18 protein-coding genes and 2 tRNA genes are annotated in these 21,579 nt (G+C 72.0%); 8 read left to right on the top strand and 12 right to left on the bottom strand.

The genetic code is table 11. The features are described 5' to 3' along the window. From ACXJMZ_RS31515 to ACXJMZ_RS31485, 7 genes are all read right to left on the bottom strand, one after another. The coding region (locus tag ACXJMZ_RS31515) for an SdrD B-like domain-containing protein (protein WP_457033431.1) at window positions 1-3,076 on the bottom strand (3,076 nt) is incomplete at its 3' end. Between the two features lie 77 nt (window positions 3,077-3,153). Then, on the bottom strand, window positions 3,154-4,191 hold the full coding sequence (locus ACXJMZ_RS31510; protein ID WP_457033430.1) for a LacI family DNA-binding transcriptional regulator: 1,038 nt from the start codon (window positions 4,189-4,191) through the stop codon (window positions 3,154-3,156). Window positions 4,192-4,205: 14 nt separating this feature from the next. Continuing rightward, window positions 4,206-4,529, bottom strand: a complete 324-nt coding sequence (locus ACXJMZ_RS31505; RefSeq protein ID WP_457033429.1) for a DUF4229 domain-containing protein — start codon at window positions 4,527-4,529, stop codon at window positions 4,206-4,208. Window positions 4,530-4,684: 155 nt separating this feature from the next. Beyond that, the gene (locus tag ACXJMZ_RS31500) at window positions 4,685-5,284 is read right to left on the bottom strand and encodes an N-acetyltransferase family protein (protein WP_457033428.1); all 600 of its coding nucleotides are present in this window, start codon (window positions 5,282-5,284) and stop codon (window positions 4,685-4,687) included. An 11-nt stretch (window positions 5,285-5,295) separates the two neighbouring features. Further along, a complete protein-coding gene (locus ACXJMZ_RS31495) occupies window positions 5,296-6,582 on the bottom strand; it encodes an MFS transporter (RefSeq protein ID WP_457033427.1) in 1,287 nt (428 codons plus the stop codon). Between the two features lie 48 nt (window positions 6,583-6,630). Further along, window positions 6,631-7,860, bottom strand: a complete 1,230-nt coding sequence (locus tag ACXJMZ_RS31490; protein ID WP_457033432.1) for an MFS transporter — start codon at window positions 7,858-7,860, stop codon at window positions 6,631-6,633. A 386-nt stretch (window positions 7,861-8,246) separates the two neighbouring features. After that, entirely contained in the window at window positions 8,247-8,717 is a 471-nt protein-coding gene (locus ACXJMZ_RS31485; RefSeq protein WP_457033426.1) for an ATP-binding protein, read from the bottom strand. Between the two features lie 427 nt (window positions 8,718-9,144). Between ACXJMZ_RS31485 and ACXJMZ_RS31480 the strand changes: the two genes are divergently transcribed. The 4 genes from ACXJMZ_RS31480 to ACXJMZ_RS31465 all read left to right on the top strand — a co-directional run bounded on the left by ACXJMZ_RS31480 (window position 9,145) and on the right by ACXJMZ_RS31465 (window position 11,040). Continuing rightward, window positions 9,145-9,663: an RNA polymerase sigma factor gene (locus tag ACXJMZ_RS31480; protein WP_457033425.1), complete on the top strand. Its 519-nt coding sequence runs from the start codon at window positions 9,145-9,147 to the stop codon at window positions 9,661-9,663. Next, on the top strand, window positions 9,660-10,793 hold the full coding sequence (locus ACXJMZ_RS31475) for a zf-HC2 domain-containing protein (protein ID WP_457033424.1): 1,134 nt from the start codon (window positions 9,660-9,662) through the stop codon (window positions 10,791-10,793). The genes ACXJMZ_RS31480 and ACXJMZ_RS31475 overlap by 4 nt, the downstream gene beginning before the upstream one ends. A gap of 99 nt (window positions 10,794-10,892) precedes the next feature. After that, window positions 10,893-10,963: transfer RNA gene (locus ACXJMZ_RS31470), tRNA-Ser, on the top strand. Window positions 10,964-10,967: 4 nt separating this feature from the next. After that, window positions 10,968-11,040, top strand: a tRNA-Trp gene (locus ACXJMZ_RS31465). 493 nt (window positions 11,041-11,533) lie between these two features. On the opposite strand, the gene purU is transcribed toward ACXJMZ_RS31465, so the two are convergent. Next, window positions 11,534-12,400: a formyltetrahydrofolate deformylase gene (gene purU, locus ACXJMZ_RS31460; protein WP_457033423.1), complete on the bottom strand. Its 867-nt coding sequence runs from the start codon at window positions 12,398-12,400 to the stop codon at window positions 11,534-11,536. Window positions 12,401-12,542: 142 nt separating this feature from the next. Next, window positions 12,543-12,980, bottom strand: a complete 438-nt coding sequence (locus ACXJMZ_RS31455; RefSeq protein WP_457033422.1) for an SCO4402 family protein — start codon at window positions 12,978-12,980, stop codon at window positions 12,543-12,545. 310 nt (window positions 12,981-13,290) lie between these two features. Here ACXJMZ_RS31455 and ACXJMZ_RS31450 point away from each other — a divergent pair, with 310 nt between their 5' ends. Then, window positions 13,291-14,529 carry an ABC transporter substrate-binding protein gene (locus ACXJMZ_RS31450; protein WP_457033421.1) on the top strand — a complete coding sequence of 413 codons (1,239 nt, stop codon included), beginning with the start codon at window positions 13,291-13,293 and terminating at the stop codon, window positions 14,527-14,529. 90 nt (window positions 14,530-14,619) lie between these two features. Here ACXJMZ_RS31450 and ACXJMZ_RS31445 read toward each other — a convergent pair whose 3' ends face one another. Continuing rightward, the gene (locus ACXJMZ_RS31445) at window positions 14,620-15,741 is read right to left on the bottom strand and encodes a hypothetical protein (protein ID WP_457033420.1); all 1,122 of its coding nucleotides are present in this window, start codon (window positions 15,739-15,741) and stop codon (window positions 14,620-14,622) included. 155 nt (window positions 15,742-15,896) lie between these two features. Continuing rightward, window positions 15,897-17,273 (bottom strand): hypothetical protein, encoded by a 1,377-nt coding sequence (locus ACXJMZ_RS31440; protein ID WP_057227659.1) that lies wholly within the window; start codon window positions 17,271-17,273, stop codon window positions 15,897-15,899. 354 nt (window positions 17,274-17,627) lie between these two features. On the opposite strand from ACXJMZ_RS31440, the gene ACXJMZ_RS31435 reads away from it, so the two are divergent. Continuing rightward, entirely contained in the window at window positions 17,628-18,323 is a 696-nt protein-coding gene (locus tag ACXJMZ_RS31435) for a bifunctional DNA primase/polymerase (protein WP_457033419.1), read from the top strand. Between the two features lie 295 nt (window positions 18,324-18,618). Here the strand turns inward: ACXJMZ_RS31435 and ACXJMZ_RS31430 are convergent, their stop codons facing one another. Further along, on the bottom strand, window positions 18,619-19,317 hold the full coding sequence (locus ACXJMZ_RS31430) for a metal-dependent transcriptional regulator (RefSeq protein ID WP_457033418.1): 699 nt from the start codon (window positions 19,315-19,317) through the stop codon (window positions 18,619-18,621). Between the two features lie 218 nt (window positions 19,318-19,535). Here ACXJMZ_RS31430 and ACXJMZ_RS31425 point away from each other — a divergent pair, with 218 nt between their 5' ends. Further along, the gene (locus tag ACXJMZ_RS31425) at window positions 19,536-20,285 is read left to right on the top strand and encodes a sugar isomerase domain-containing protein (protein ID WP_057227665.1); all 750 of its coding nucleotides are present in this window, start codon (window positions 19,536-19,538) and stop codon (window positions 20,283-20,285) included. A gap of 186 nt (window positions 20,286-20,471) precedes the next feature. After that, window positions 20,472-21,434, top strand: a complete 963-nt coding sequence (locus ACXJMZ_RS31420) for a DUF4231 domain-containing protein (RefSeq protein WP_457033417.1) — start codon at window positions 20,472-20,474, stop codon at window positions 21,432-21,434. Window positions 21,435-21,579: the final 145 nt, after the last annotated feature.

Here is a 21,579-nt window from a genome sequence, read left to right as displayed (position 1 = left end):
GGGGGGGGGGGGGGGGGGGGGGGGGGGGGGGGGGGGGGGGGGGGGGGGGGGGGGGGGGGGGGGGGGGGGGGGGGGGGGGGGGGGGGGGGGGGGGGGGTGGGGGGGGGAGGATCAGGCCGAGGTCCAGGTTGAGCTGGGCCTGGCCGCCGGCCACCGCGACGTTCTCGGTGATGCCGGTGGTCGGGTCGCCGTCGGAGTCCTCCGCGCTGGCTGCCGTCCGGCGGACCGCGTCCTTGATCGTGACGGTGGCCCCGGTCGGGAGGGTGGACAGGTCGAACTGGACCGCGTAGGTCCCGTCCGGCAGCTGCCGGAACACGTAGAGGCCCCGGCCGTTGCTGGTGGAGGTGACCGGCTTGCCGTTCAGGTCGCGGACGGTGCGGCCCTTCCCGTCCAGCAGGCCGGCGGTGACCCCGCCCACGCCGGGCTCACCCGGGTCCTGCAGGCCGTTCTTGTTGAGGTCGTTCCAGACGAAGTCGCCGATCGAGTTGTCCGGCTTGACCGGCTGGTGGACACCGACGCCGACCTTGGCGGGCTCGGCCGGGAGCAGCTGCTGCCCGGTGTTGTCGGTGGCGGTGTAGGCGAAGCTGTTCCAGGCGAAGGCGGACTCGGGGGCGTCGTACGAGGCGACCATCGGCCAGGTCAGGGTGAACACCGCACCGGAGGGCATGGTGCCGGGCCGGGAGATCCGGAACCAGGTGGCCAGCCCCGGGCCGGGGAACGTGGTGCTCCACTCGGCGGCGAGCGCGCAGCCCGCCGGCCCGCCGAGCGAGACCGGGCGGCACGGGTTCGCCACGGTGGAGTACTCGATCACCACGGTCGGGTCGCTGCTGACGATGGGTTCGGTCAGCGAAGGCGTCCAGGCGCTGCCGCGCGGGGTGTCGGGCCGCAGCACGTAGCCGTCGCCCGGGGTGGGCAGCCGGTCGTAGGCCATGAAGTCGGTGACGGCGTCGGGCGAGTCGTTGCGGACGGTCATCCGGTACGAGATCTCGCCGCCGGGCGAGGTGGTGGCGGAGCTGCCGTAGTCGGCGTCCTCGTCGCCCTTGACCTCCTTGAAGGCCCGCAGCACGGCGGGCACCTGGATCTCCACCTGCGAGGAGGCGTGGCAGAGCTTCTCGGTGGTGTCGCCGTTCTCGTTGAAGTCGTCAGTGTCCGGCACCGAGCTGTCGGCGCCGTAGAACATGCAGGTGACCGGCGGTGACGCGCCGTCAGCCGTGACGTAGACGTCGTTGGTGAGCATGCCGGGCTGGGCACTGCCGGCCGCCTGGGCCTCGAACAGCACCCGGTAGGCCAGGTTGTCGTGCAGGTACATCATGTCGGGGCTGCCTGCGGGCCAGGTCATCCGGACCAGCTGACGGCCGTTCTTGCCCGGCAGCACGGTCACCTCGGACGGTCCCTTGGCGTCCGTCCAGCCCGGGTCGGGCCGGACCGAGCCGTCCACGTAGACCATGCCGGGCGGCAGCAGGTCGTAGAGCACCAGCGGCTTGTCCAGGGTGTAGCCGGTCCGGTTGTACGGGACCACCTGGAAGGTGGCCTCGGCGCCGGGTGCGAGCACCGCGCCGGCCACCGTGGTCTTGGCGGCGCCGAGGTTGGTGCCGGCGGTGACGGTGGCGTCCGCGCAGGCGGTCGCGGTGTCGGTGGTGGTGCCGTCGGTGCCGACCACGTCCACGCAGTTGTGCAGCGGGTTGGGCGCGGGGCGGCCGTCCTGACCGGTGGTGACCACCTGGGCCAGCACCTGGACCGAGTTGCCCGGGCTCCAGCCGGTCGGGATCGGACCGGCCCAGCTGAACCGCAGGCCGTGCAGCCAGCGGCCGGCCGGGATGCCGAGCACGTCGTTGGCGGGATCGCCCGCGCCCACCGCGAAGGTGACCCGGCGGGCGGCCGAGCCGTCGAAGGCGGTGCCCGGGGTGAAGGTGTGCCAGAGCGGGTCGCCGTTCAGGCGGTACTGGAGGGTCAGCCCGATGCTGGTCGGGTTCCACGCCTCCAGCTGGATGCTCTGCGGGAGCAGCCAGTTGTAGAGGTCGTCGGTGGTGCCGGTGCCCGGGTCGGTCATCACCAGGCTGGTGATCGGGATCGAGACGTTGCCCGGGTGCAGGCTGAACGAGCCGATGTCACCGGAGGTGTAGCTGCCGCCCCAGGTCTTGGAGGAGGCCACCTGCACACCGGTGCTGGGGTCCTGGAAGGTCGGGCTGGTGGTGGTCGCGGTGTCCAGGTCCCGGGCCGCGTCCGGGCCGAGCGGGTCGCCGTTCAGGGTGACCGAGTTGGTGACGTTGGTGCCGGTCGGGAAGGTCGGGGCCGGGTAGTTGACCACCAGGACACCGGGGTTGCGGCAGCCCGCCTGCCCGTTGCCGGAGACGAACGGGCCGGCGTCGTACTTCCAGGTGTTGGTCCCGGTCCCGTCGTCCGCCCAGCCGGGCGAGCGCGAGGTGTCCACCACCGCACCGGCCGGCAGGGTGTCCGTCAGCTTGGTGACGTCCAGGTCGACGTTGGGCACCCCGTCGGTGGAGCAGGCGCTGAACTGGTACGTGACCGTGCGGCCGTCCTGGCTGCTGGTCTGGACGCCCTTGGTCACCTTGTACTTCGGCTGCACCACCGCCGTGGTGGTGGCGGCGCCGGTCTGCGGGGTCTCGCCGTCGGCGGTGAAGACCGCCGTGTTGACCGCCTGGGTGCCGTTGGCGGTGGTGAAGTTCGGGTACTTGAGGGTGACCTTGACGGTGGCCGTGGTGCCGGGGGTCAGCGGGTTGAGCGCGATGCTCATCGTGCCGCCCGAGCTACCGGCCGCCGGCACCGTCGAGTTGTCCACGTCCACGGTGGTGGCGTCCGGGGTCCAGCCGACGAACTGCATGCCGGCCGGGAGGCTGTCGGTGATCTTCCCGTTCGCGCAGTCGTTCTGCGAGCAGGTGTAGCTGAGGGTGTAGGTGACGTTCTCCCCGGGCGCCGGATTTGCCTTGTCCACCGTCTTGGTGAAGGTGATCGCCGCCAGCGCGGACGGGGTACCGGCGACGGTACCGGCCAGCAAACTGGCGGAGAGCAGCCCTAGAGCTGTCAGCAGCCGGGGGACCCGGGATTTGTTCCACATTCCCCCATTTGACTGGTATGACCAGTTCGAACCATTCCGCCACGACCGAACTGTCATCCGATAGGACCAATGGATCGTCAGATCTCCGGCGTTGCCGCCCTGGTGGAGCTGCGCAGCACCAGTCCGGTGGCCAGCGGGGCGACCGGCGGCACCGGCTCACCGCGCAGCAGCGCCGCCAGCGCCGCGACGCCCGTACGGCCGAGCTGCTCGCCCGGCAGGTCGACGGTGGTCAGCGGCGGGGCCAGCAGGTCGGCCACCGGGATGTTGTCGATGCCGACCACCGAGACGTCCGCCGGAATCCGCAGCCCGAGCTCGGCGGCGGCCTGGTACAGGCCCGAGGCGACCACGTCGTCGTCGCAGACCACCGCGTGCGGGCGGTCCCGGCGGCTGAGCAGCTCATGGGCGGCGGACCGCGCGGCGCGCTGACCCTCGTTCAGGGTGACGCCCAGTTCGACCACTTCGAGCCCGGCGGTGGCCGCCTCGAAGGCGGCCTGCCGGGTCCGGAAGGTGTACGCGGAGTGGGTCGAGCGCAGATGCCCGATCCGCCGGTGGCCCAGCCCGGTCAGGTGCTCGACGGCGGCCCGCATGCCGCCCGCGACGTCCAGCTCCACCGTGGGCCGGGCCCGGCCGGTGCCCGGATCGGCCAGCGCCGGGTCGGCGTCCAGGAAGACCACGGGGGTGTCGGCGGGCAGCGCGCCGAGCTGGCTGTCGTCCGGCGAGCAGACCAGCAGGCCGTCGAACCGGCTGGTGGTCGCCGCCTCGGCGAGCGTCGTACTCCCCCAGCCCGAGCTGACCACCACGGCCAGGCCGTGCCGGCCCGCCTCCTCGTGCACCCCGACCAGCACCCGGCCGAAGAACGGACCGAGGATGTTCGGCACCGCGAGCAGGATCATCCCGCTCCGGCCCAGCCGCAGTTGGCGGCCCGCCGCCTGCGGGCGGTAGCCGAGCGTCCTGGCCACCTCGCGGACCCGTTCCCGGGTCGCCTCCGAGACCCGCTGCCCCGCCTCCGTACCGGAGAACACCAGCGACACGGTCGCCTGCGAGACCCCGGCAAGCCGTGCCACGTCCCGGCCGGTCGGACGCCGGGACGGGGTCGGTGCGGAGGGCTCGGTCATCGCGCGGGGACGGCTCAGCCCTGGGACCCGGCGGCCGCCGCACGGGCGGCATCGTCGACGGCGTCCTCCTCGGCGGCGACCTCGGCCGAACGGGACCGGCGGTTGGCGACCTTGTCGGCCAGCTGCGCGGACATCTCGTCGCGCTGCTTGCTGAGCAGGACGTAGCTGAGCGGGGCCGAGACCAGACCCGCGATCAGCACCAGGAAGATCACACCGGTGCTGCCGGTGACCGGGATGACCCCGAAGTGTCCGAGCAGCATGGTGAGCAGCAGGCACGACAGGAAGATGCTCAGGCGCATCGAGGTGTAGCGGAGCGTGGCGTGCTTCTTGCTGCTCACGGGGACGTCCTTCACTGCGGGGGGTACGGCTGGCGCGGCTATCCAGTGAAGCATGACCTCACAGCCACACCATCGGCAGCTCCAGGCTGTGCTTTTGGCGGGGCGCCCGGTTGCACTATCCAGGGGCTCGGGGAACTGCGAAAGTGCCTGACCATTTACGTACGGATCACCTTGCAAGGGTCGGCGTCGCAGTTCCCCGAGCCCCTGGCGTGTGCCACCTTGCGGCGGCGGCTAACGAGGTCGAGCCACATGGTGACGTCGTCGCGGTCGTCGCCCGGGGCCACCCGGATGGCGCCGGGGACGCGGCCGACCTCGGTGTAGCCGCAGCGGGCGTAGAACTGCTCCAGGCCGAGCCCGCCGCGGAGGGTGAGCCGGAGGCCGGCCCAGCCGGCCTCGCGGGCGACCCGGGCGGCCTCGGCCATCAGCTGGACGCCGTAGCCGCTGCCCTGGACGTCGGGGTGCACCATGACCCGCTTGAGCAGCCGCCAGTGGTCCATCAGGTCGAACCGCATGTCCTCGAAGAACAGTGCCGCCACCAGCCGTCCGCCCGGCTCGAAGCCGACCAGCAGCATGTCCGGCTGCCCGGGGCCGAGGCCCGCGAACTGCTTCTCCGCCGTCACCCAGACCTGATCCTCCGTCACCGGCGGGACGAAGCCGACGGCGCCGCCCGCGTTGGTCGCGGCCGTCCAGAGGGTGATGATCCCGGCCCTCAGCTCAGGGGTCAGTTCGGGGGCCAGGGCGAAGGTGAGCGTCATGAGCACCAAGCCTAATCGGCGGCGGCGACCGGCCGGGGGGCGGTGCGGCCGAGCGCCAGGCAGAGCAGCACGGCCACCGCGCAGAGCGCGCCGGCGCCGTACCAGGCGAGGTCGTAGTCGCCGAACCGGTCCCGGCTCAGGCCCGCCAGGCCGGCCACGGCGGCGGCGCCGAGCTGGTGGCAGGCCAGCACCCAGCCGAACACCACGGGTGCGTCGGCGCCGAAGTGGCGGCGGCAGAGCGCGATGGTCGGCGGCACGGTGGCCACCCAGTCCAGGCCGTAGAAGATCACGAAGGCCAGGATCGGCGGCTCCAGCGAACCGGCGAACAGCTGCGGCAGGAAGAGCAGCGAGAGGCCGCGGAGCGCGTAGTAGGCGACCAGCAGCGAGCGGGAGTCGAAGCGGTCGGTGAACCAGCCGCTGGCGATCGTGCCGACCACGTCGAAGACGCCGACCAGGGCGAGCAGGCTCGCGGCCGTGGTGACCGGCATGCCGTGGTCGTGGGCGGCCGGGATGAAGTGGGTGCCGACCAGGCCCGCCGTGGTGGCGCCGCAGATCGCGAACGAGCCCGCCAGCAGCCAGAAGGCGCGGTTGCGGCTCACCTCGCGGAGGATCCGCAGACTGCGCAGGATCGCGCTGCCGTCGGTGCTCGGCGCGGGCGGCTGCTCGGTGGCCCCGTACGGGAGCAGGCCGAGGTCGGCCGGGCGTTCGCGCATCAGCAGCAGGACCGGGAGGGCGACCACGGTGGCGGAGGCCGAGACCACGATCACGGCGGTACGCCAGCCGTGCTCGTCGACCAGCCAGGCGAGCAGCGGCATGAAGACCAGGTTGCCTGCCGCCCCGGCGGCCGTGAGCACGCCGGTGACCAGGCCCTGCCGGGCGGCGAACCAGCGGCCGGAGACGGTGGTGGCGAACGCCCCCGCCATCGAGCCCGAGCCGAGGCCGACCAGGACGCCCCAGCAGAGCACCAGTTGCCAGCTCTGGGTCATCAGCATGGTGAGACCGGCGCCGGTGGATATCGTCAGCAGGGCGCTGACCACGACCAGGCGGACGCCGAAACGGTCCATCAGGGCGGCGGCGAAGGGTGCGGTCAGGCCGTAGAGGGCGAGATTGACCGAGACGGCGCCGGAGATGGTGCCGTGCGACCAGCCGAACTCGGTGTGCAGCGCGTCCATCATCAGCCCGGGCGTCGACCGGAAGCCGGCCGAACCGAGCAGCACCAGCAGGGTCACCCCGGCCACCACCCAGGCGTAGTGCAGGCGGCGGGACTTGACGACGGGTGGGGCGAGGGTCTCGTTCACGTGCTGATCCTTGCGCAGGGACCTCGGTCCTACGGTGCGGGGGCTGCCTCAGCCCCGGTCGGGGACGCGGCGGAGGGTGCGGATCGGGCGGGTGAGCAGCAGGGCGGCGACCACCAGGAAGGAGACCACGATGCCGACTTCGAGCACCCGGGTGGCGCCGAAGGCTTCGACCGCGGGGCCGGACAGGGCGCTGCCGATCGGGAACATGCAGACCGAACCGGCCACCTCGTACGCGTGGATCCGGTTGAGCACCTCGCCGGGGACCTGGGTCTGCACGTTGGTGGCCCACATGACGCCCCAGAAGGTGAGGCCGACACCGACCACGAGTTGGGCGATCGCGAGCAGCCAGACCGGCCAGCCGGCCACGATGCCGATCGGGTAGAGCGGGAAGACCAGCATCGCCACCGCACCGGCGGCGAGCGGCCGTTCGGGCTTGTAACGGATCGCCAGCAGACCGCCGACCACGGTGCCCGCGCCGAACGCGCAGTTGAGCAGGCCGTAGACGGTGGGGCCGTACTCGGGCACGATCAGCCCGGCCGCGATCGGCATCTGCGGGCCCCAGCTGAGCACGGTGAAGAACAGCCAGATCACGATGACGCCCCAGAGCCAGCTGCGGGCCCGGAATTCGTGCCAGCCGACCACCAGGTTGCGCCAGAGACTGTCGCCCGGCGGCGGGGCGGGCACGGTGCCGAGCCGGAGCGCGAGCAGGCAGACGGCGCTGATGCCGAAGGTGACGGCGGCGATCAGCATCACCCAGCCGGTGGCGGCCGCGCCGACCAACAGACCGGCCAGGGCCGGGCCGAGGAGTCCGGTGAAGGCCTCGGAGGTGCGCAGCACGCCGTTCGCGCCCTGGACGTCGCGGGCCACCAGCGGCACGGTGGAGGCCGCGCCGGGCTGGAACATCGCGGCGGCGGTGCCGGCCACCGCGAGCAGGGCGTAGAGCTGCCAGAGCTGGTCGATGCCGCGGAAGAAGAGGACGGCGAGCAGGATCCGGGTGGTCAGGTTGGCCAGGTCGGCCCCGATCATCATCCGGCGGGCGGTGAACCGGTCGGCGAGGACACCGCCGAACAGCACCAGACCGGCGAACGGGCCCATCAGGCAGGCCAGGGCGAAGCCGACGGTGCCCAGACCGTGACCGGCGCTGAGCAGGCCGGCCGAGACCGCGACCGGGAGCATCGCGTCACCGAGCAGCCCTGCGCTGCGGGCGGTGAAGTAGTACCGGAAGTTACGGGACCAGATCGCCGGCGGCTCGGCCGACCGGTCTGCGGCCGACCGGATCTCGACGGACTGGTCCTGGAGTTGGGGGAGCGTCACCCCAGCAGTTTTGGTGTAGACCACTCGGATTTCCAGTGGTTTATGGTCACGATCGGACGGCGGCGCGGCATGCGCGCCCCGAGCACGGCACGACGGCCGCCGTCCGATCGGGATGCCCGGGGCCCCTGACCCGCGCACCGAGTGCTCCGTACTCGTCGAGGAAGGAACCACCCACGCGCCCGGCAGCCTGCGAACCCCCATGCTGACCGCACCGGTGCTCCCTCGACGTCCCCTCACAACGGAGAACTGCACCCAAGAGTGATCAGTTGGATACGTCACGTCAATGGGTTGTCGGAAATTCGGAATGGTTGCGGCGCATTTACCGAGTCACGGGAGCGTACGGCGGTGGCCTACGCGATCAGTGCGCCCCCTGCGCCGCTGGTCCGCTCCATGGCCGGAACCACCATCGCGCCCTCGCCGATCTCGCACCAGACCCGCTTGCCGGAGCCGTCCGGGTACCAGCCCCAGCGCTCGCACAGCAGCTCCACCAGCTCCAGACCCCGCCCGTTGGTCGCGTCACCGGCCGCGCACCGGGGGGCGGGCGCGATACAGCTGCCGTCCGCCACCTCGACCCGGACCACGGTCGGGGCCGACGGTCCTGCACCCTCGGGCAGCGGCACCGAGAGCCGGAGCACGGCCGGCGAACCGGTGTGCACCACCGCGTTGGTGACCAGTTCGGAGACCACCAGCACCAGGGTCTCGGCGATCGGCGCATCCGGGTCGAACCCGTGGCCCTGCAGCCGCGAGCGCACCCACCGGCGTGCTCGGCCGACCTCGGCCGGGTCCGCCTGGACCGCCAACTGGACCTGAAGTACCTGCACCGCTCCACCACCCGCACTCGCAGTTCGAGGCCCGGTCGGACCGGCCATGGCTCCGTCACGAATACGCCTCAGAATGATCCGGCAGGACGGTCACAGCAAGCGCTTCGGGCATATTCCAGCGATCGGGGGACAGCGCAGTGCATACTGTCCCGCTCACTCTGGCGAGCGTCGCACCGGCGATCGTCCGGCCACCCGCTCCGACCTGGCTTTCCGAGGGGACGGCGCGAGCGTAACGAAACGTACCGCGCGGCAGCGCCGATCCGACCGCCGCCACGAGCGAACCACCCTTGCTACATCTGTCCAGCACGGATCGAACGACGAAAGTCCGTACAGCTACCACGAACTGACGATTCGAAACTTCTTCATACGATTCCCCGCGCCGAAGATTCCCGGCCAGTTACCGTGGAACTGAGCAGGGGGAGGGGCGATGGAGACCGCCGGACCGGTCCCGAGCTGGGACGAGCAGATCCACTGGCGGCTGGCCCGGGGCGAGGAGACCGCACTCGCCGAGCTCTACGACCGGCTGGCTCCCCTGGTGCACGGCCTGGCCGGCCGGATACTGACCGACCAGACCGCCGCCGAACAGCTCACACGCGAGGTTTTCGGCCAACTCTGGGAGCACCCCGAGTCCTTCGACCCCCGGCAGGGTTCGCTCCGCGCCTGGCTCGGCTCGCTGACCCGGCGGCGCGCCCTGGACCGGCTCAGGCTGGACCACACCGACGACCGGGAGCTGCGCCGACGTGCCGGTGCCGCCCGGGCCCAGTACGTGGTCGACTCGCTGCCCGACCCGCTGCGCGAGACCATCGCGCTGGCCTGGTTCGACGGCCGTAACTACCAGGAGACCGCCCGTCAGCTGGGCATCACCGAGCAGGCCGCCAAGCAGCGGCTCCGGCTCGCCCTCCAACTGCTCGCCACCGAACTGGCCGACGAGGAGGACGAGTCGTGACGCCTCAGGACGACCGGGCGGCCGAACTCCGGCACGAGGAGTACCGCTCCCTGCTCGGCGCCTGGGCACTGGACGCCTGCCCCCGCCGCGAGGCGGCCGAGCTGGCCCAGCACCTGGCGCTCTGCCCGGGCTGCGCCGAGGAGGCCACCCGGCTGCGGAACGCGGCCGGCCGGCTCTCCACCGACGAACCGCTGGACCCGGCGGGCTCGCTCCGCCAGCAGGTGCTGGACTGGTGCCTGACCCGCCGCCCGCCCCAACTGCCCGTCCCCGGCTGGGCCGCACCGTACGCGACCGAGACCGCCAAGCTGGACGCGCTGCTCCGCGACCTCGGCCCCGAGGAGTGGCAGGAGGTGGCCGAACTCCCTTGGTACGGCGGGGTGCAGCGGTGGCGGCCGGCCGAGGTGCTGGGCCATCTGACCGCCGTGGACGGCTACCTGGCGCCCGGGCTCGGCCTGCCTGACCCCGTCCCCGGCACCGCCGTCACCGCACCGGCCCGGGTGCCCTCGCAGCACGGCCCCACGTCTCGGGTACCGGCCCAGGGCAGCCCCGCCGCCGGCGTACTGGAGCGCACCTCCCGGCTGCTGGCGGTCCAGGCCGGTCTGGACCCGGGCACCGTCCGGGCCCAGTGGCGGCGGCAGGGCCACGCGCTGGTGCGCAGTGCCGCGCTCCGGCCGCAGGGCGGCGCGACGGTGGACTTCGGCTTCGCCCGACTGCCGCTCCGGGACGCCTTCGTGGACCGCGCCTTCGAGTGCTGGGTGCACGGCGACGACATCGCCCGCGCGGTCGACTACCCCTACCCGCCACCACTCCCCCGGCACCTGCGGCTGATGGTCGACCTGGCGGTCCGGATGCTCCCGGTCGCGCTGGCCGCCACCCGCCCACCGGTGCCCGGGCCCGGCCGGGTCCTGCGGCTGGTCATCGAGGGCCCGGCGGCCGGCGAATGGCTGATCCCCCTGGACGGCTTCGACACCGGCGGCCCGCAGGTGGCCGAACTCGTGCTGGACGGACTGGAGTTCTGCAACCTGGTGGCCGCCCACCGCGACCCCGACCGCATCCCGGCGGGGGAACAGGGCGACCGCGCCGCCATCCGCGAAGTCCTCCGGGCGGCCCCCCTGCTGTCGCGCCCGTAAGGCAGGCCGCCTGACGGCCCGTAAGCAGCCACAGCGGCACTGGGGCCCGAAAAACCTGTGGCCCCAGTGCAAGCAGTGCCACAGAATCAAGACCAACGACCACCCGTAGCTCAGGTGCCAGAGCACCGCCTGCTCGGCGGGGGACGCCGGTTCAAGTCCGGTCGGGTGGCTCGTGCGGGTGTAGCTCAATTGGCAGAGCAGCCGTCTCCAAAGCGGCAGGCTGGGGGTTCAAGTCCCTCTGCCCGTGCAGATTTTCCGGCCGCCAGGCCGGTACCAGGCCCGTCCCGTTTCGGGGCGGGCCGTTTGCATGCCCAGTCGGACACTTTTGGTCGCGAACTCACTGCACAAGGTGTGCACAGCTGTTCGGCGCGGATGGCCGGGCAGCGGGACCTGGTCAGCGCTCCCCTCGTCCAAAGGGAGGTCGAGGAAACCCGGGTGGGACGGGCCGCCCCAGAAACCACGCATGCTCTGACGTCAACACTCGTGACCTTGGCGATCATGCCTTCCCCCGTGACTTGATCGGCTGCCAACAGACGGAGCTTGCCATGACGAACACTCACCGCACTGTCCCCATGCCGCGCAAGCCCCACTCGACTTCGAACGACCGCCCAGGGTGAGGGGTGACCCCCAGCGCCCTTCCCCGTCTGTACGGGTTCCAGGGTCGCCCGTGAGGTGCCGGCGTCCTTCAACACCAGTTCCATTCCCCCGAGCCCCTGGATAGTGCAAGCGGGCGTCTGCCTTTAAGCGAAGACGACCGTGCGGGTGCCGTTGAGGAGGACGCGGTGCTCGCTGTGCCACTTGACCGCGCGGGCCAGCGCCTGGCACTCGACGTCGCGGCCGACCGCGACCAGCTGGTCGGGTGTCACGTCGTGGGTCACCCGGGCCACTTCCTGTTCGATGATCGGGCCCTCGTCCAGGTCGGCGGTGACGTAGTGGGCGGTGGCGCCGATCAGCTTCACGCCCCGGGTGTGCGCCTGGTGGTACGGCTTCGCGCCCTTGAAGCTCGGCAGGAAGGAGTGGTGGATGTTGATGATGCGTCCGGTCAGCGCCTTGCACAGGTCGTCCGAGAGCACCTGCATGTAGCGGGCCAGCACCACCAGGTCGACGTGCTCGGCCGCGACCAGGTCGAGGAGTTGCTGTTCGGCCTCGGCCTTGTTGTCCCGGTTCACCGGGAGGTGCTGGAACGGGATGCCGTAGGACTCGGTCAGTTCACGGAAGTCGGTGTGGTTGGAGACCACGGCCGCGATCTCCACCGGGAGGGCGCCGATCCGGGTGCGGAACAGCAGGTCGTTCAGGCAGTGCCCGAACTTGCTGACCATCAGGATCACCCGCATCCGCTCCGCGCTCGGGGTGATCCGCCAGTCCATCCGGAACGAGGCGCCGATCGCGGCGAAGCTGGCCCGGAGCTTCTCGGAACTGACGGGCTGTTCGGCCGAGAAGTGCACCCGCATGAAGAACAGTCCGCTGTCGCCGTCCCCGAACTGCTGGCTGTCGATGATGTTGCAGCCGGTCATGAAGAGGTAGCTGGAGACCGCGTGCACGATCCCCTGCTTGTCCGGGCAGGACAGCGTGAGGACGTACTGGGCGCTGGCCGTCGGCTGGTCCACGGGTGTCGTTCCGTTCTGCGGGCGCTGGTGGCGGACCGCCCAGGGTGTCACATACCGGACGCCCACCGCCGGACCGCCCGCAGTACGGACCGCCCGCAGTACGGACCGCCCGCAGTACGGACGGCCCGCAGTACGGCCGGCCTCAGCCGACCCGGGTCAGCATCCGCAGCGTCTCCAGCGAGCGCGGCGGCACCGCCGGGTCCTCGCCGTCGGCCAGGGTGAGCCGGATGTGGGCGGCGCGGGCCGCATCGACCGCCTCCGGCCAGCCGGGGTGGCCCAGGTAGGCGGCGGCGGGGGCGTCCGCGCCGATCTCGTGCAGCACCCGGAGCACCCGGAGCACCGTGGCGTCCACCAGGGCCGCCTCCTCGGCGTCGCGCAGGATCGTGCCGACGTACTTCTCGGCCGGCCAGCGGTCCAGCCAGGTGTCCTCGACCAGCCGGTAGACGGCGTCCGTGACGTCGCCGAAGCCGTCCTGGCCGGTCAGCCAGGTCTGCTGCTGGAACGCGGGGTCGGACAACATGTGCAGCGCCGAGCGGAGTCGGGCTCGCCAGCGCCACCAGGGCAGGTCGTTGAGCGGCATGCCGCCCATCGTGCTTGAGCGGTGCCCGCTACGAGAAGAGGTTCGGGCAGACCGATACGAAGAATCTGTACTCGCGGACATGGAGAGCGATGCTACGTGGCCCGACTTCACACGTTCTACTCGCGTCACTCGGACATCCCCACTCTGAGTTCCGCCCCCGTTGGCCCGTCGTTCGCTTTTCGTCCCTCTCGGCGCACTCCGGCCGGTCAAGGCTGAATCCGGCCGACCAGGCCGGAAGTCGTCCGAACCCAGAGGGGCACCAAAAATGAGGCGGAGCGGATCGCCTGAGCACGCAGAGCCGACCGGCAGTTTGAGCCGGACCGGCCGATGCCACCGCACCGCCGGAGCAGTCGCCGCCGCGCTGCTCCTGCCCGCCCTGCTGTCCGCCTGCGGGGGCCCCGCCGACGCGACCCCGCCGGACGAGATCACCGTGATGACCTGGGCCCCGTCCGGCACCGGCTCGACCGACCGGCCCGGGATGACCGCGCTGGCCGAGGCGGTCGGCCAGGAACTGAACGCCGGCGGCGGGCTGGCCGGCCACCGGGTCAAGGTGCTCACCTGCAACGAGCACAACACCACCGAAGGTGTCTCCGACTGCGCCCGGCAGGCGGTGGCGGCGCACGCGGTCGCCGTGGTCGGCTCGTACAGTCAGTACGGCGAGACCTTCATGCCCGCCCTGGAGGCGGCCGGTATCCCCTACATCGGCGGGTACGGCCTCTCCACCCCCGAGTTCAGCAGCCCGTTCTCCTACCCCGTCTCCGGCGGCACCCCCGCCCTGATCGCGGGCAGCGGGCAGCAGCTGGTCGAGGCCGGCTGCAAGAGCGTCGCGGTGATCCGCCCGGACACCCGGGCCGGCGACACCCTGCTCGGCTTCCTGGCCGGGGCGCTGAAGCCCGCCGGGATCACGCTCAAGGACATCAAGGCCCCCGAGCGCTCGAACGACTACACCGCGATCGCCAAGAAGGCGATCGGCGACGACAAGGCCGGCAACTGCGTTACCGCCGCGCTCGGTTCCGAGCCGACCGCCAACCTGCTGGACCCGTACCGGCGGCTGGAGCCCCGGCGGACCCAGCTCGCCTCGGTGATCGGCAGCTTCCAGCAGTCGGTGGTCGACTCCACCGGCGGCGACAGCGGACCGCTCGGCGGCGCGCTGGCCACCGGCTGGTACCCGCCGGAGGGCTCGCAGGTCTGGGACGCGCTCCGCTCCACCACCCGCCTGCACGGCGGCGGCGGTGCGCCGATCGACGTCTCGGACCCCGGGGTGCAGACCACCTGGGTGGCGTACGAGGTGTTCCGGCAGGCGGTGGAGCGGGCCGGGAACGGTAAGCAGATCACCAGCAAGGCGATCCGCGGGGTGCTCGACGGCGGCGAGCCGATCGAGACCGCCGGTGCCACTCCGCCGCTCAACTGGGGCCTCACCAGCATGCTGCCCAGCGCGGACTCGCCCCGGCTGGTGAACACCTCGGTGACCTTCCAGCGGGTGCAGGGCGGCCGCCTGGTCGCGCAGCGGGCGGGCTTCGTCGACGTCCGCAAGATCCTGGCGGGCTGAGCCCCCTCTCCCGGTACGACAGCGGCCCGGCTTCCCCGAGGGGGAGCCGGGCCTGACTGCTGCTCAGAGGTCTCAGAGGTCTCAGAGGTCTCAGAGGTCGGTGTCGGCCTTGGTCGGCAGGCCGGTCTGGGCGGCGATCGTGTTCCACAGGGTGCTGGCCTGCCGCTTGGCCGTGGTGGCGTCGCCGCTGGCCGTGTTGCCGAGCTTGTAGTGCGGGTTGTCCTTCTTCGCCGGGTCGCAGGCGGCGACCGAGTCGGCGGCCCAGAGCGCGTACTCCCGGTCGGCCTTGGCCGAGGCCTCCCACGCCTTCTTGAGCTGCTCGGCCAGCTGGGCACCGCCGGCCAGCTGGTCGGTCTTGAGCGCGGCCAGGCCGGCCAGCAGCTGGTCGCGCTGGCCCGCCGCGTCGTTGAGGGCCTGCTGCGACTCGGGGAGCTTCTCGCACTTGCCCACCGAGCCGACCGCGTTCACCACGCTCTGCCGGCTGGCGTTCGCGTTGCCGAGCACGGTGGAGAGCGCCTGCGCCTGGGCCTTGGTCTCCGCGCTGACCGCGGTGCCACCGGCACCGGCCGAGGCGGAGTTGGCCGCCGGGGTCTTGGCGGCCGGGGTGGCGCCCTTCTCGGGCTTGTCGTCGCCGCCGCTGAGCAGCACCGCGACCAGGATGCCCGCCGCCGCGCAGCCCGCCACCACACCGCCGATGATCAGCCGGTTGTTGTTCGCCCGCCGGGGCTCAGGCCCGGGCATCGGCGCGGGGTACGCCGGGGGCGCGGGCGGGAACTGCTGCTGTCCCCCGTACGAAGGCTGCTGGCCACCGAAGTTCTGACCGCCGAACGACTGTCCGCCGAACGACTGCTGACCGCCCATCGGCTGCGGCGGTCCGAAACCGGGCTGCTGCTGACCACCCGTCGGATCGCCGGTCGGGTAGGGCGGCAGGAACTGGGTGGCCGGCGCGGGCTCGGCGGCCGCCGGCTGCTGCGGAACGCCGGGCCCCCCGGGGTAACCGCCCTGGCCGCCCTGGTACTCCGGGCCGCCCTGGCCGCCCAGGTACTCCGGGCCTCCGCCCTGGCCTCCCAAATACTCCGGGCCTCCGCCCTGGAACTGCTCGGTCGGCACCCCCTGCTGGACCGGCGGCTGCGCGTTGGCGTCCGGCTCAGGTCTGAAGAGGTCGTCCAGGTTGAAGTCACCTGAGTTGGAGTACGAGCGGCGCTGGCTCAAAGCGGTTCCTCACCTGTGCACGGCCCACGACCGCACCGCGGGGGCCTTCCTCGGTTCTTCCGCGCGCTCGCTGCCTCTACCACGCAGGGGACGCCGACTATCGGGGCCAACCTACCCCTTCGTTCCTGGAGGTGACTACGCGCCCTGGAAGTCCATTACGCAGCCTCCAGCTCCATCCTGGCCTGGAACTCCCGGACCGCGCGGTGGCTCCGGTACGGCTCCAGCCGGCGGCGGAACTCGTCCAGGTACTCCACCCCCCGGTTGGACCGCAGCCCGCTCAGCAGCCGGACCGCCTGGGTGCCGGTCTCGCAGGCCCGCTCCAGGTCGCGCTGCTGGAGCTGGGCGGTGGCCAACAGCACCAGGTCCACCGCGCGGCGGCGGACCCTGGTCGGCGGGTGGAGTTCGAGGGCGGTGCGGGCGTACTTCTCGGCCTGCACGGCCTGCTCCAGGTCGCGGTGACAGTGCGCCAACTCGTCGGCCAGGTACGCCTCGTCGAAGTGCACGATCCAGTCCGGGTCGTCCTCGGGGTTGCGCTGCTCCATCGCGGCCAGTGCCTTGGCGGCCACCGCCTCGCAGGAGCGGACGTCGCCGAGCAGGGCGTGGCCGCGGGCCTCGGCGGCGTAGAACATCGCCATCGCCGTCGGGGTGGCCACCGAGCGGGCGCCCTCCTGGGCGGCGCGGGCGAGTTGGGCGATCTCGCGCGGATTGCCCAGCGCGGCCGCCAGGTGGCTCATCGAGGCGGCCAGCACATAGCCGCCGTAGCCCCGGTCGTCGGCGGCCTGGGCCAGCCGGAGAGCCTGGATGTAGTAGCGCTGGGCCAGCCCGGGCTGGCCGGTGTCCACCGCCATGTACCCGGCCAGCTCGGTCAGCCGGGCGACCGCGCCGAAGAGTTGACGGCCCGTCTCCTCCCGGTACGCGCCGCTGAGCAGGCCGGAGACCACGCTGTTCAGGTAGTGCACCACCACGGGGCGGACGTGACCGCTGCCGAACCGGTGGTCCAGGTCGACCAGCATCTGGGTGGTGGCCCGGATCGCCGCCACGTCGGCCGGCCCGACCCGGGGGCCGCCGGAGCGGGCCACCACCGGGTCCGGCGGGGTGATCAGCCAGTCCCGGCTGGGCTCGACCAGGGCGGAGGCCGCCACCGTGGCGCCGGAGAGGAACTCCCGGCGGCCGACGTCGCTGCGCCACAACTCGCAGACCTGGTCCAGCGCGCCACTGAGGGTGGCGGCGAACTGGAGGCCGACGCCCGAGCTCAGATTCTTGCCGTCCGCCATCCCGATCTCGTCGACCGTGACACCACGGCCGAGTTTGCGGCCGAGCGCCTCGGCGATCACCGCCGGGGCCTGGCCGCGCGGCTGTTGGCCGCGCAGCCAGCGGGCCACCGAGGTCTTGTCATAGCGCAGGTCGAGGCCGTGCTCGGCGCCGCAGAGATTCACCCGGCGGGCGAGGCCCGCGTTGGAGCAGCTCGCCTCCTGGATCAGCTGCTGCAGACGCTCGTTGGGCTGCCGTGCGACGAGTGCTCTTGCGGCCATGGGCTTCGCCTCCCCACGCCCCCGGCCCTGACCGGCGGGCGACGATTTGCTGCTCGAACTGCCGACGTGCCGACCGGTTGGGACATCTGACTTCAGGTTAGCGATCAGCAACACCAGCGGGATACCCACGGTGACGGGCCCACCCCCCACGCGCCCTGCCAAATGCCCCTGTGCGCCCCCTGTTACGCCGTCTGGGCCCCTTCGTCTCCTACCCGCCCCCGACACCCCGGAACCCGTCCGGCAGTTGCCCGTCACCGCCGACCGCCGTCACCGGTACGGGTGACAATGCCGCCCGCCCGGAACCGACCAGGCCACGGGCCGTAACCCCACTCACGGACGGTAGTTGAGCAGCACGTGGAAGACACCCCGGAAGCCCCCGAGTCGGGCCTGCCCAAGCCGCTCAGCGCGGCCCTCAGCTACGTCGAGGACCGTCACTGGGAGGTCGCGCCCGGGACGTGGCTGCTCGACGACGACGGCCCGGCCTGCTGCTCGTGCGGCGACCTGCGCTGTGTACTGCCCGGCGCGCACCCCACGCACGCGGAGTGGCGGAACAAGGCCAGCGCCGGGCCCGGTGTGGTCCGCCGCTGGTGGTCGGAGCACCCGGGAGCGTCGATCCTGCTGCCCACCGGCCGGTTCTTCGACGTGCTGGACGTGCCGGAGGTGGCGGGCTGTCTGGCGCTGGCCCGGATGGAGCGGCTGAACCTCCAGCTCGGCCCGGTGGTGGCCGCACCCGCCTCGGCCGGTCAGTCCGGGCGTCGGCTGCTCTTCCTGGTGCTGCCCGGGGTGGTGGCCAAGCTGCCCGAGATGCTCCGCCGGCTCGGCTGGGGCCCCGGCCGGCTGGACCTGGTGGCACGCGGCGAGGGCGACTGGATCGTCGCGCCGCCCTCCCGGGTCGGCCAGTTCGGCCCGACCAGGTGGGCCAGGCCGCCGTCCGAGCTGAACCGCTGGCTGCCGGACGCCGAGGACCTGATCAGCCCGCTGGCGTACGCCTGCGGCCGGGAGGCGCCACCGCTGCGGCCGGCCGCCAACCAGCCGGCGGCGGTGCACTGAACCACTGTTGACGGCGGCTCAGCCGCCCCTTCGAACTGCCGCTCTACACCTATCGGGTGAGGGTGCGCACCGCGCGGGACCTCGCGCGCGACTGACGGGCCTTGTCTCCCACCGGAGTCGGGGCCCGTCACACGTTTGCCCGGATAAGACACCGACGTACCCGGTCGGCCGGGGTGGAAGCCGCTCGTACGAGTGACAGAGCTCAAGGATTGCCAAGATCTGCCGAGGGGAGGAATTGCTCCGAGAGGGACCCGGTGCCAGGGGAGGCACCGGGCTCCGCCACACCAGGTCCGGGCTACTGCACCTCGGCGACGAACAGGTGCACGGCGATGTCCTTGGGAAGCTCGGCCGCACTCTCGCCGGAGCCGACCAGCACGCCACCGTCCACGCCGGCACCGACCCTGACCGTGTGGCCCGGGCGGATGCCGGCCCGGCGCAGCGTGAGCATCAGGCCCTCGTCGGTCTGGATCGGCTCACCGATCCGGCGCACGACCACGTTGACCCCGGACTCGCCCGGCTTCACCGAGTCCAGGGTGGCCAGCGCGGCGTCGAAGCCCTCGCCCTCGGCCCGGGTGTCACCGAGCTCCTCCAGGCCGGGGATCGGGTTGCCGTACGGGGACTGGGTGGGGTGGCCGAGCATGGCGAGCACCTTGCGCTCGACCGTCTCGCTCATCACGTGCTCCCAGCGACAGGCCTCCTCGTGCACCTGCTCCCACTCCAGGCCGATCACGTCCACCAGCAGGCACTCCGCGATCCGGTGCTTGCGCATCACCCGGACGGCGAGCCGTCGGCCCTCCTCGGTCAGTTCCAGGTGCCGGTCGCCGGCCACCTGGAGCAAGCCGTCCCGCTCCATCCGACCGACCGTCTGGCTGACCGTCGGGCCGCTCTGTTCGAGCCGCTCCGCGATCCGGGCACGCATCGGGACGATGCCTTCCTCCTCCAGCTCCAGGATGGTGCGAAGGTACATCTCTGTGGTGTCGATCAGCCCAGACATCGCCGCTGGCTCCGTTCCTCGGTATCCTCACCGCCAATTCTGACGTACGGGGGAAGCAACCGTGGGCCCGCGACCCCGTCTTCCCCGGGCTTTCCGTCAGTTCGGGAGCTTTTCGTCACTGTTGACAGCGGCCACCCCGAGGCCGCACGGTGCTGGCCGTAGCTTTCTCCCACAGCTGCGGTCTGGACCACCGGGCCGCCCCAGGGTACGGAGATCTGATGAACGACCTGGTCGGGCAGTACTTCGACGCCGCGGTGGAGCACCTGCACCGGATCAGGACCGAAGAGGCCGGCTCGATCGACCGGGCGGCCGAGCTGCTGGCCGAGGCGGTGGCGAATGGCAGCCGAATCTTCACCTTCGGCGCCGGGCACTCCTCGCTGGCCGCCCAGGACGTGGTCTACCGGGCCGGCGGCCTGGTGGTGATCAACCTGCTGAACGTCCCCGGCATGACCGGGGTGAACGTGATGCCCGCACCGCTCGGCAGCGCGCTGGAGCGGGTCTCCGGGCTGGCCACCACGACCCTGGACCTCACCCCGGCCCGGGCGGGCGACCTGCTCTTCGTGATCTCGCTCTCCGGCCGCCAGACCATGCCGGTCGAGCTGGCCCAGCACGCCAGGGCCCGCGGCCTGACCGTGATCGGCGTGACCTCGCTGGCGTACCCGGGTGAGGTGAGCTCCCAGCACTCCTCGGGGACGTACCTCAAGGACCACTGCGACGTGGTGCTGGACAGCAAGATCGCGGTCGGTGACGGCGAGCTGAGCCACCCCGCCGCCGGGACCACCTTCGGTTCGGTCTCCACCATCGTCACCAGCGCGCTGATGCAGGCCGTGGTGGCCTCGGCGGTCGGCCGGCTGGCCGACCGGGGCATCACTCCCCCGTTGTTCCGCTCCGGCAACGTGGACGGCGGCACCGAGTGGAACGTCAAGGTGATGGCGGACAACGCCGAGCGGATCTACTACACCTTCTGAGCCACAACCCGCCACTGCATCGCCCGTTGGCCGACCGCTCGTCAGTTCCCCTGTGATCATGGCCAGTTGACACGCATACTGACCGGACACCGAGCGTACCGCCGCTCCGTCGGGGGCAGTAGGTACCTGCTGACGCAGAGGCGAGGGGCGGGGGTCCAGATGGTGGCGGCTGGTGCCGGGCGTTCGATGGGATGGGTCCGCGAGGACGAGCTGCTGCCCGAGCTGTTCTGGACGGCGGACTCCTCATCGCTCCAGGGCCAGCGGCGCGCGGTCGCACTGTCCCGCTGGGAGTTGGTGCTGCTGGTGCTGGCGGCCTTCGCCGGTTCGGCCGACGGCAGCTGGTGGGCCTGGGCGGCGGCCCTCGCCTACCTGCTCACGGTCGGCCTGGCCACCGTGACCGGCCGGCAGAACCCGCAGGGCCTCTGGTACGAGGGCCGGGCCGCCGCCGAGTCGGTCAAGACGCTGTCCTGGAAGTACGCGGTCCGGGCCGACGCCTACCAGCCGCCACCGAAGACCCTGCCGGACGCCGAGCGGCTCTACGACGTCCAACTCGGCGGTGTGATCAACCAGTTCGGCACCAGCCGGGCGATCCCGCAGCTCGGCCGGGTGCAGGCCGAGCTGCAGTCCTGGCGCGGCCCGCTGGCCGGGCGGCCGCCGACCCACCCGCAGATCACCGACACCATGCGGCAGTTGCGCGACCAGCCACTGACCGTCCGGCGCGAGGTCTACCTGCGCGAGCGGGTCAGGACCCAGCGGGAGTGGTACCGGAACAAGGCCAGGTACTGCACCAACGCGACCCGGTGGGCCGACCTGCTCGGCGTGGTGCTGCCGCTCACCGGGCTGGTGCTGGCGGTCCTGCGGGCCCTCGGCGAGTTCAGCTTCGACGCGCTCGGCGCGGTCTCGGCGGTGGCCGCCTCGGTCTCCGCCTGGGCGCAGCTGCGGCAGTACCGGCCGCAGGCCGCCGCGTACTCCATCGCCGCCTCCGAACTCGCGGTGATCGAGACCCAGTTGACCCAGCTAGCGGTGGACGCGCCGGACGCCGAGGAGAACTGGGCCCGGCTGGCCCGGGACTCCGAGGACGCGATCTCCCGGGAGCACACCACCTGGCAGGCCCGACGCGAGGTACGCACCACCGACGCACCGCTCTAGTGCCGCGCCCGGCAAGGTTTGCCCCATCGCGTCGTTCGGTGCGTGCTCTCGGCGTGCCGGACGAAGGCCACTCGTAGCGKAGCTACTTGGACCTTTGACCGGTGCGGCGAAAGGGCCCCTCCTGCCCGATGCCGGGCAAGGAGGG

Source organism: Kitasatospora sp. P5_F3 (genome assembly GCF_054049135.1).
This window is presented reverse-complemented; position numbering and strand designations above follow the sequence as displayed.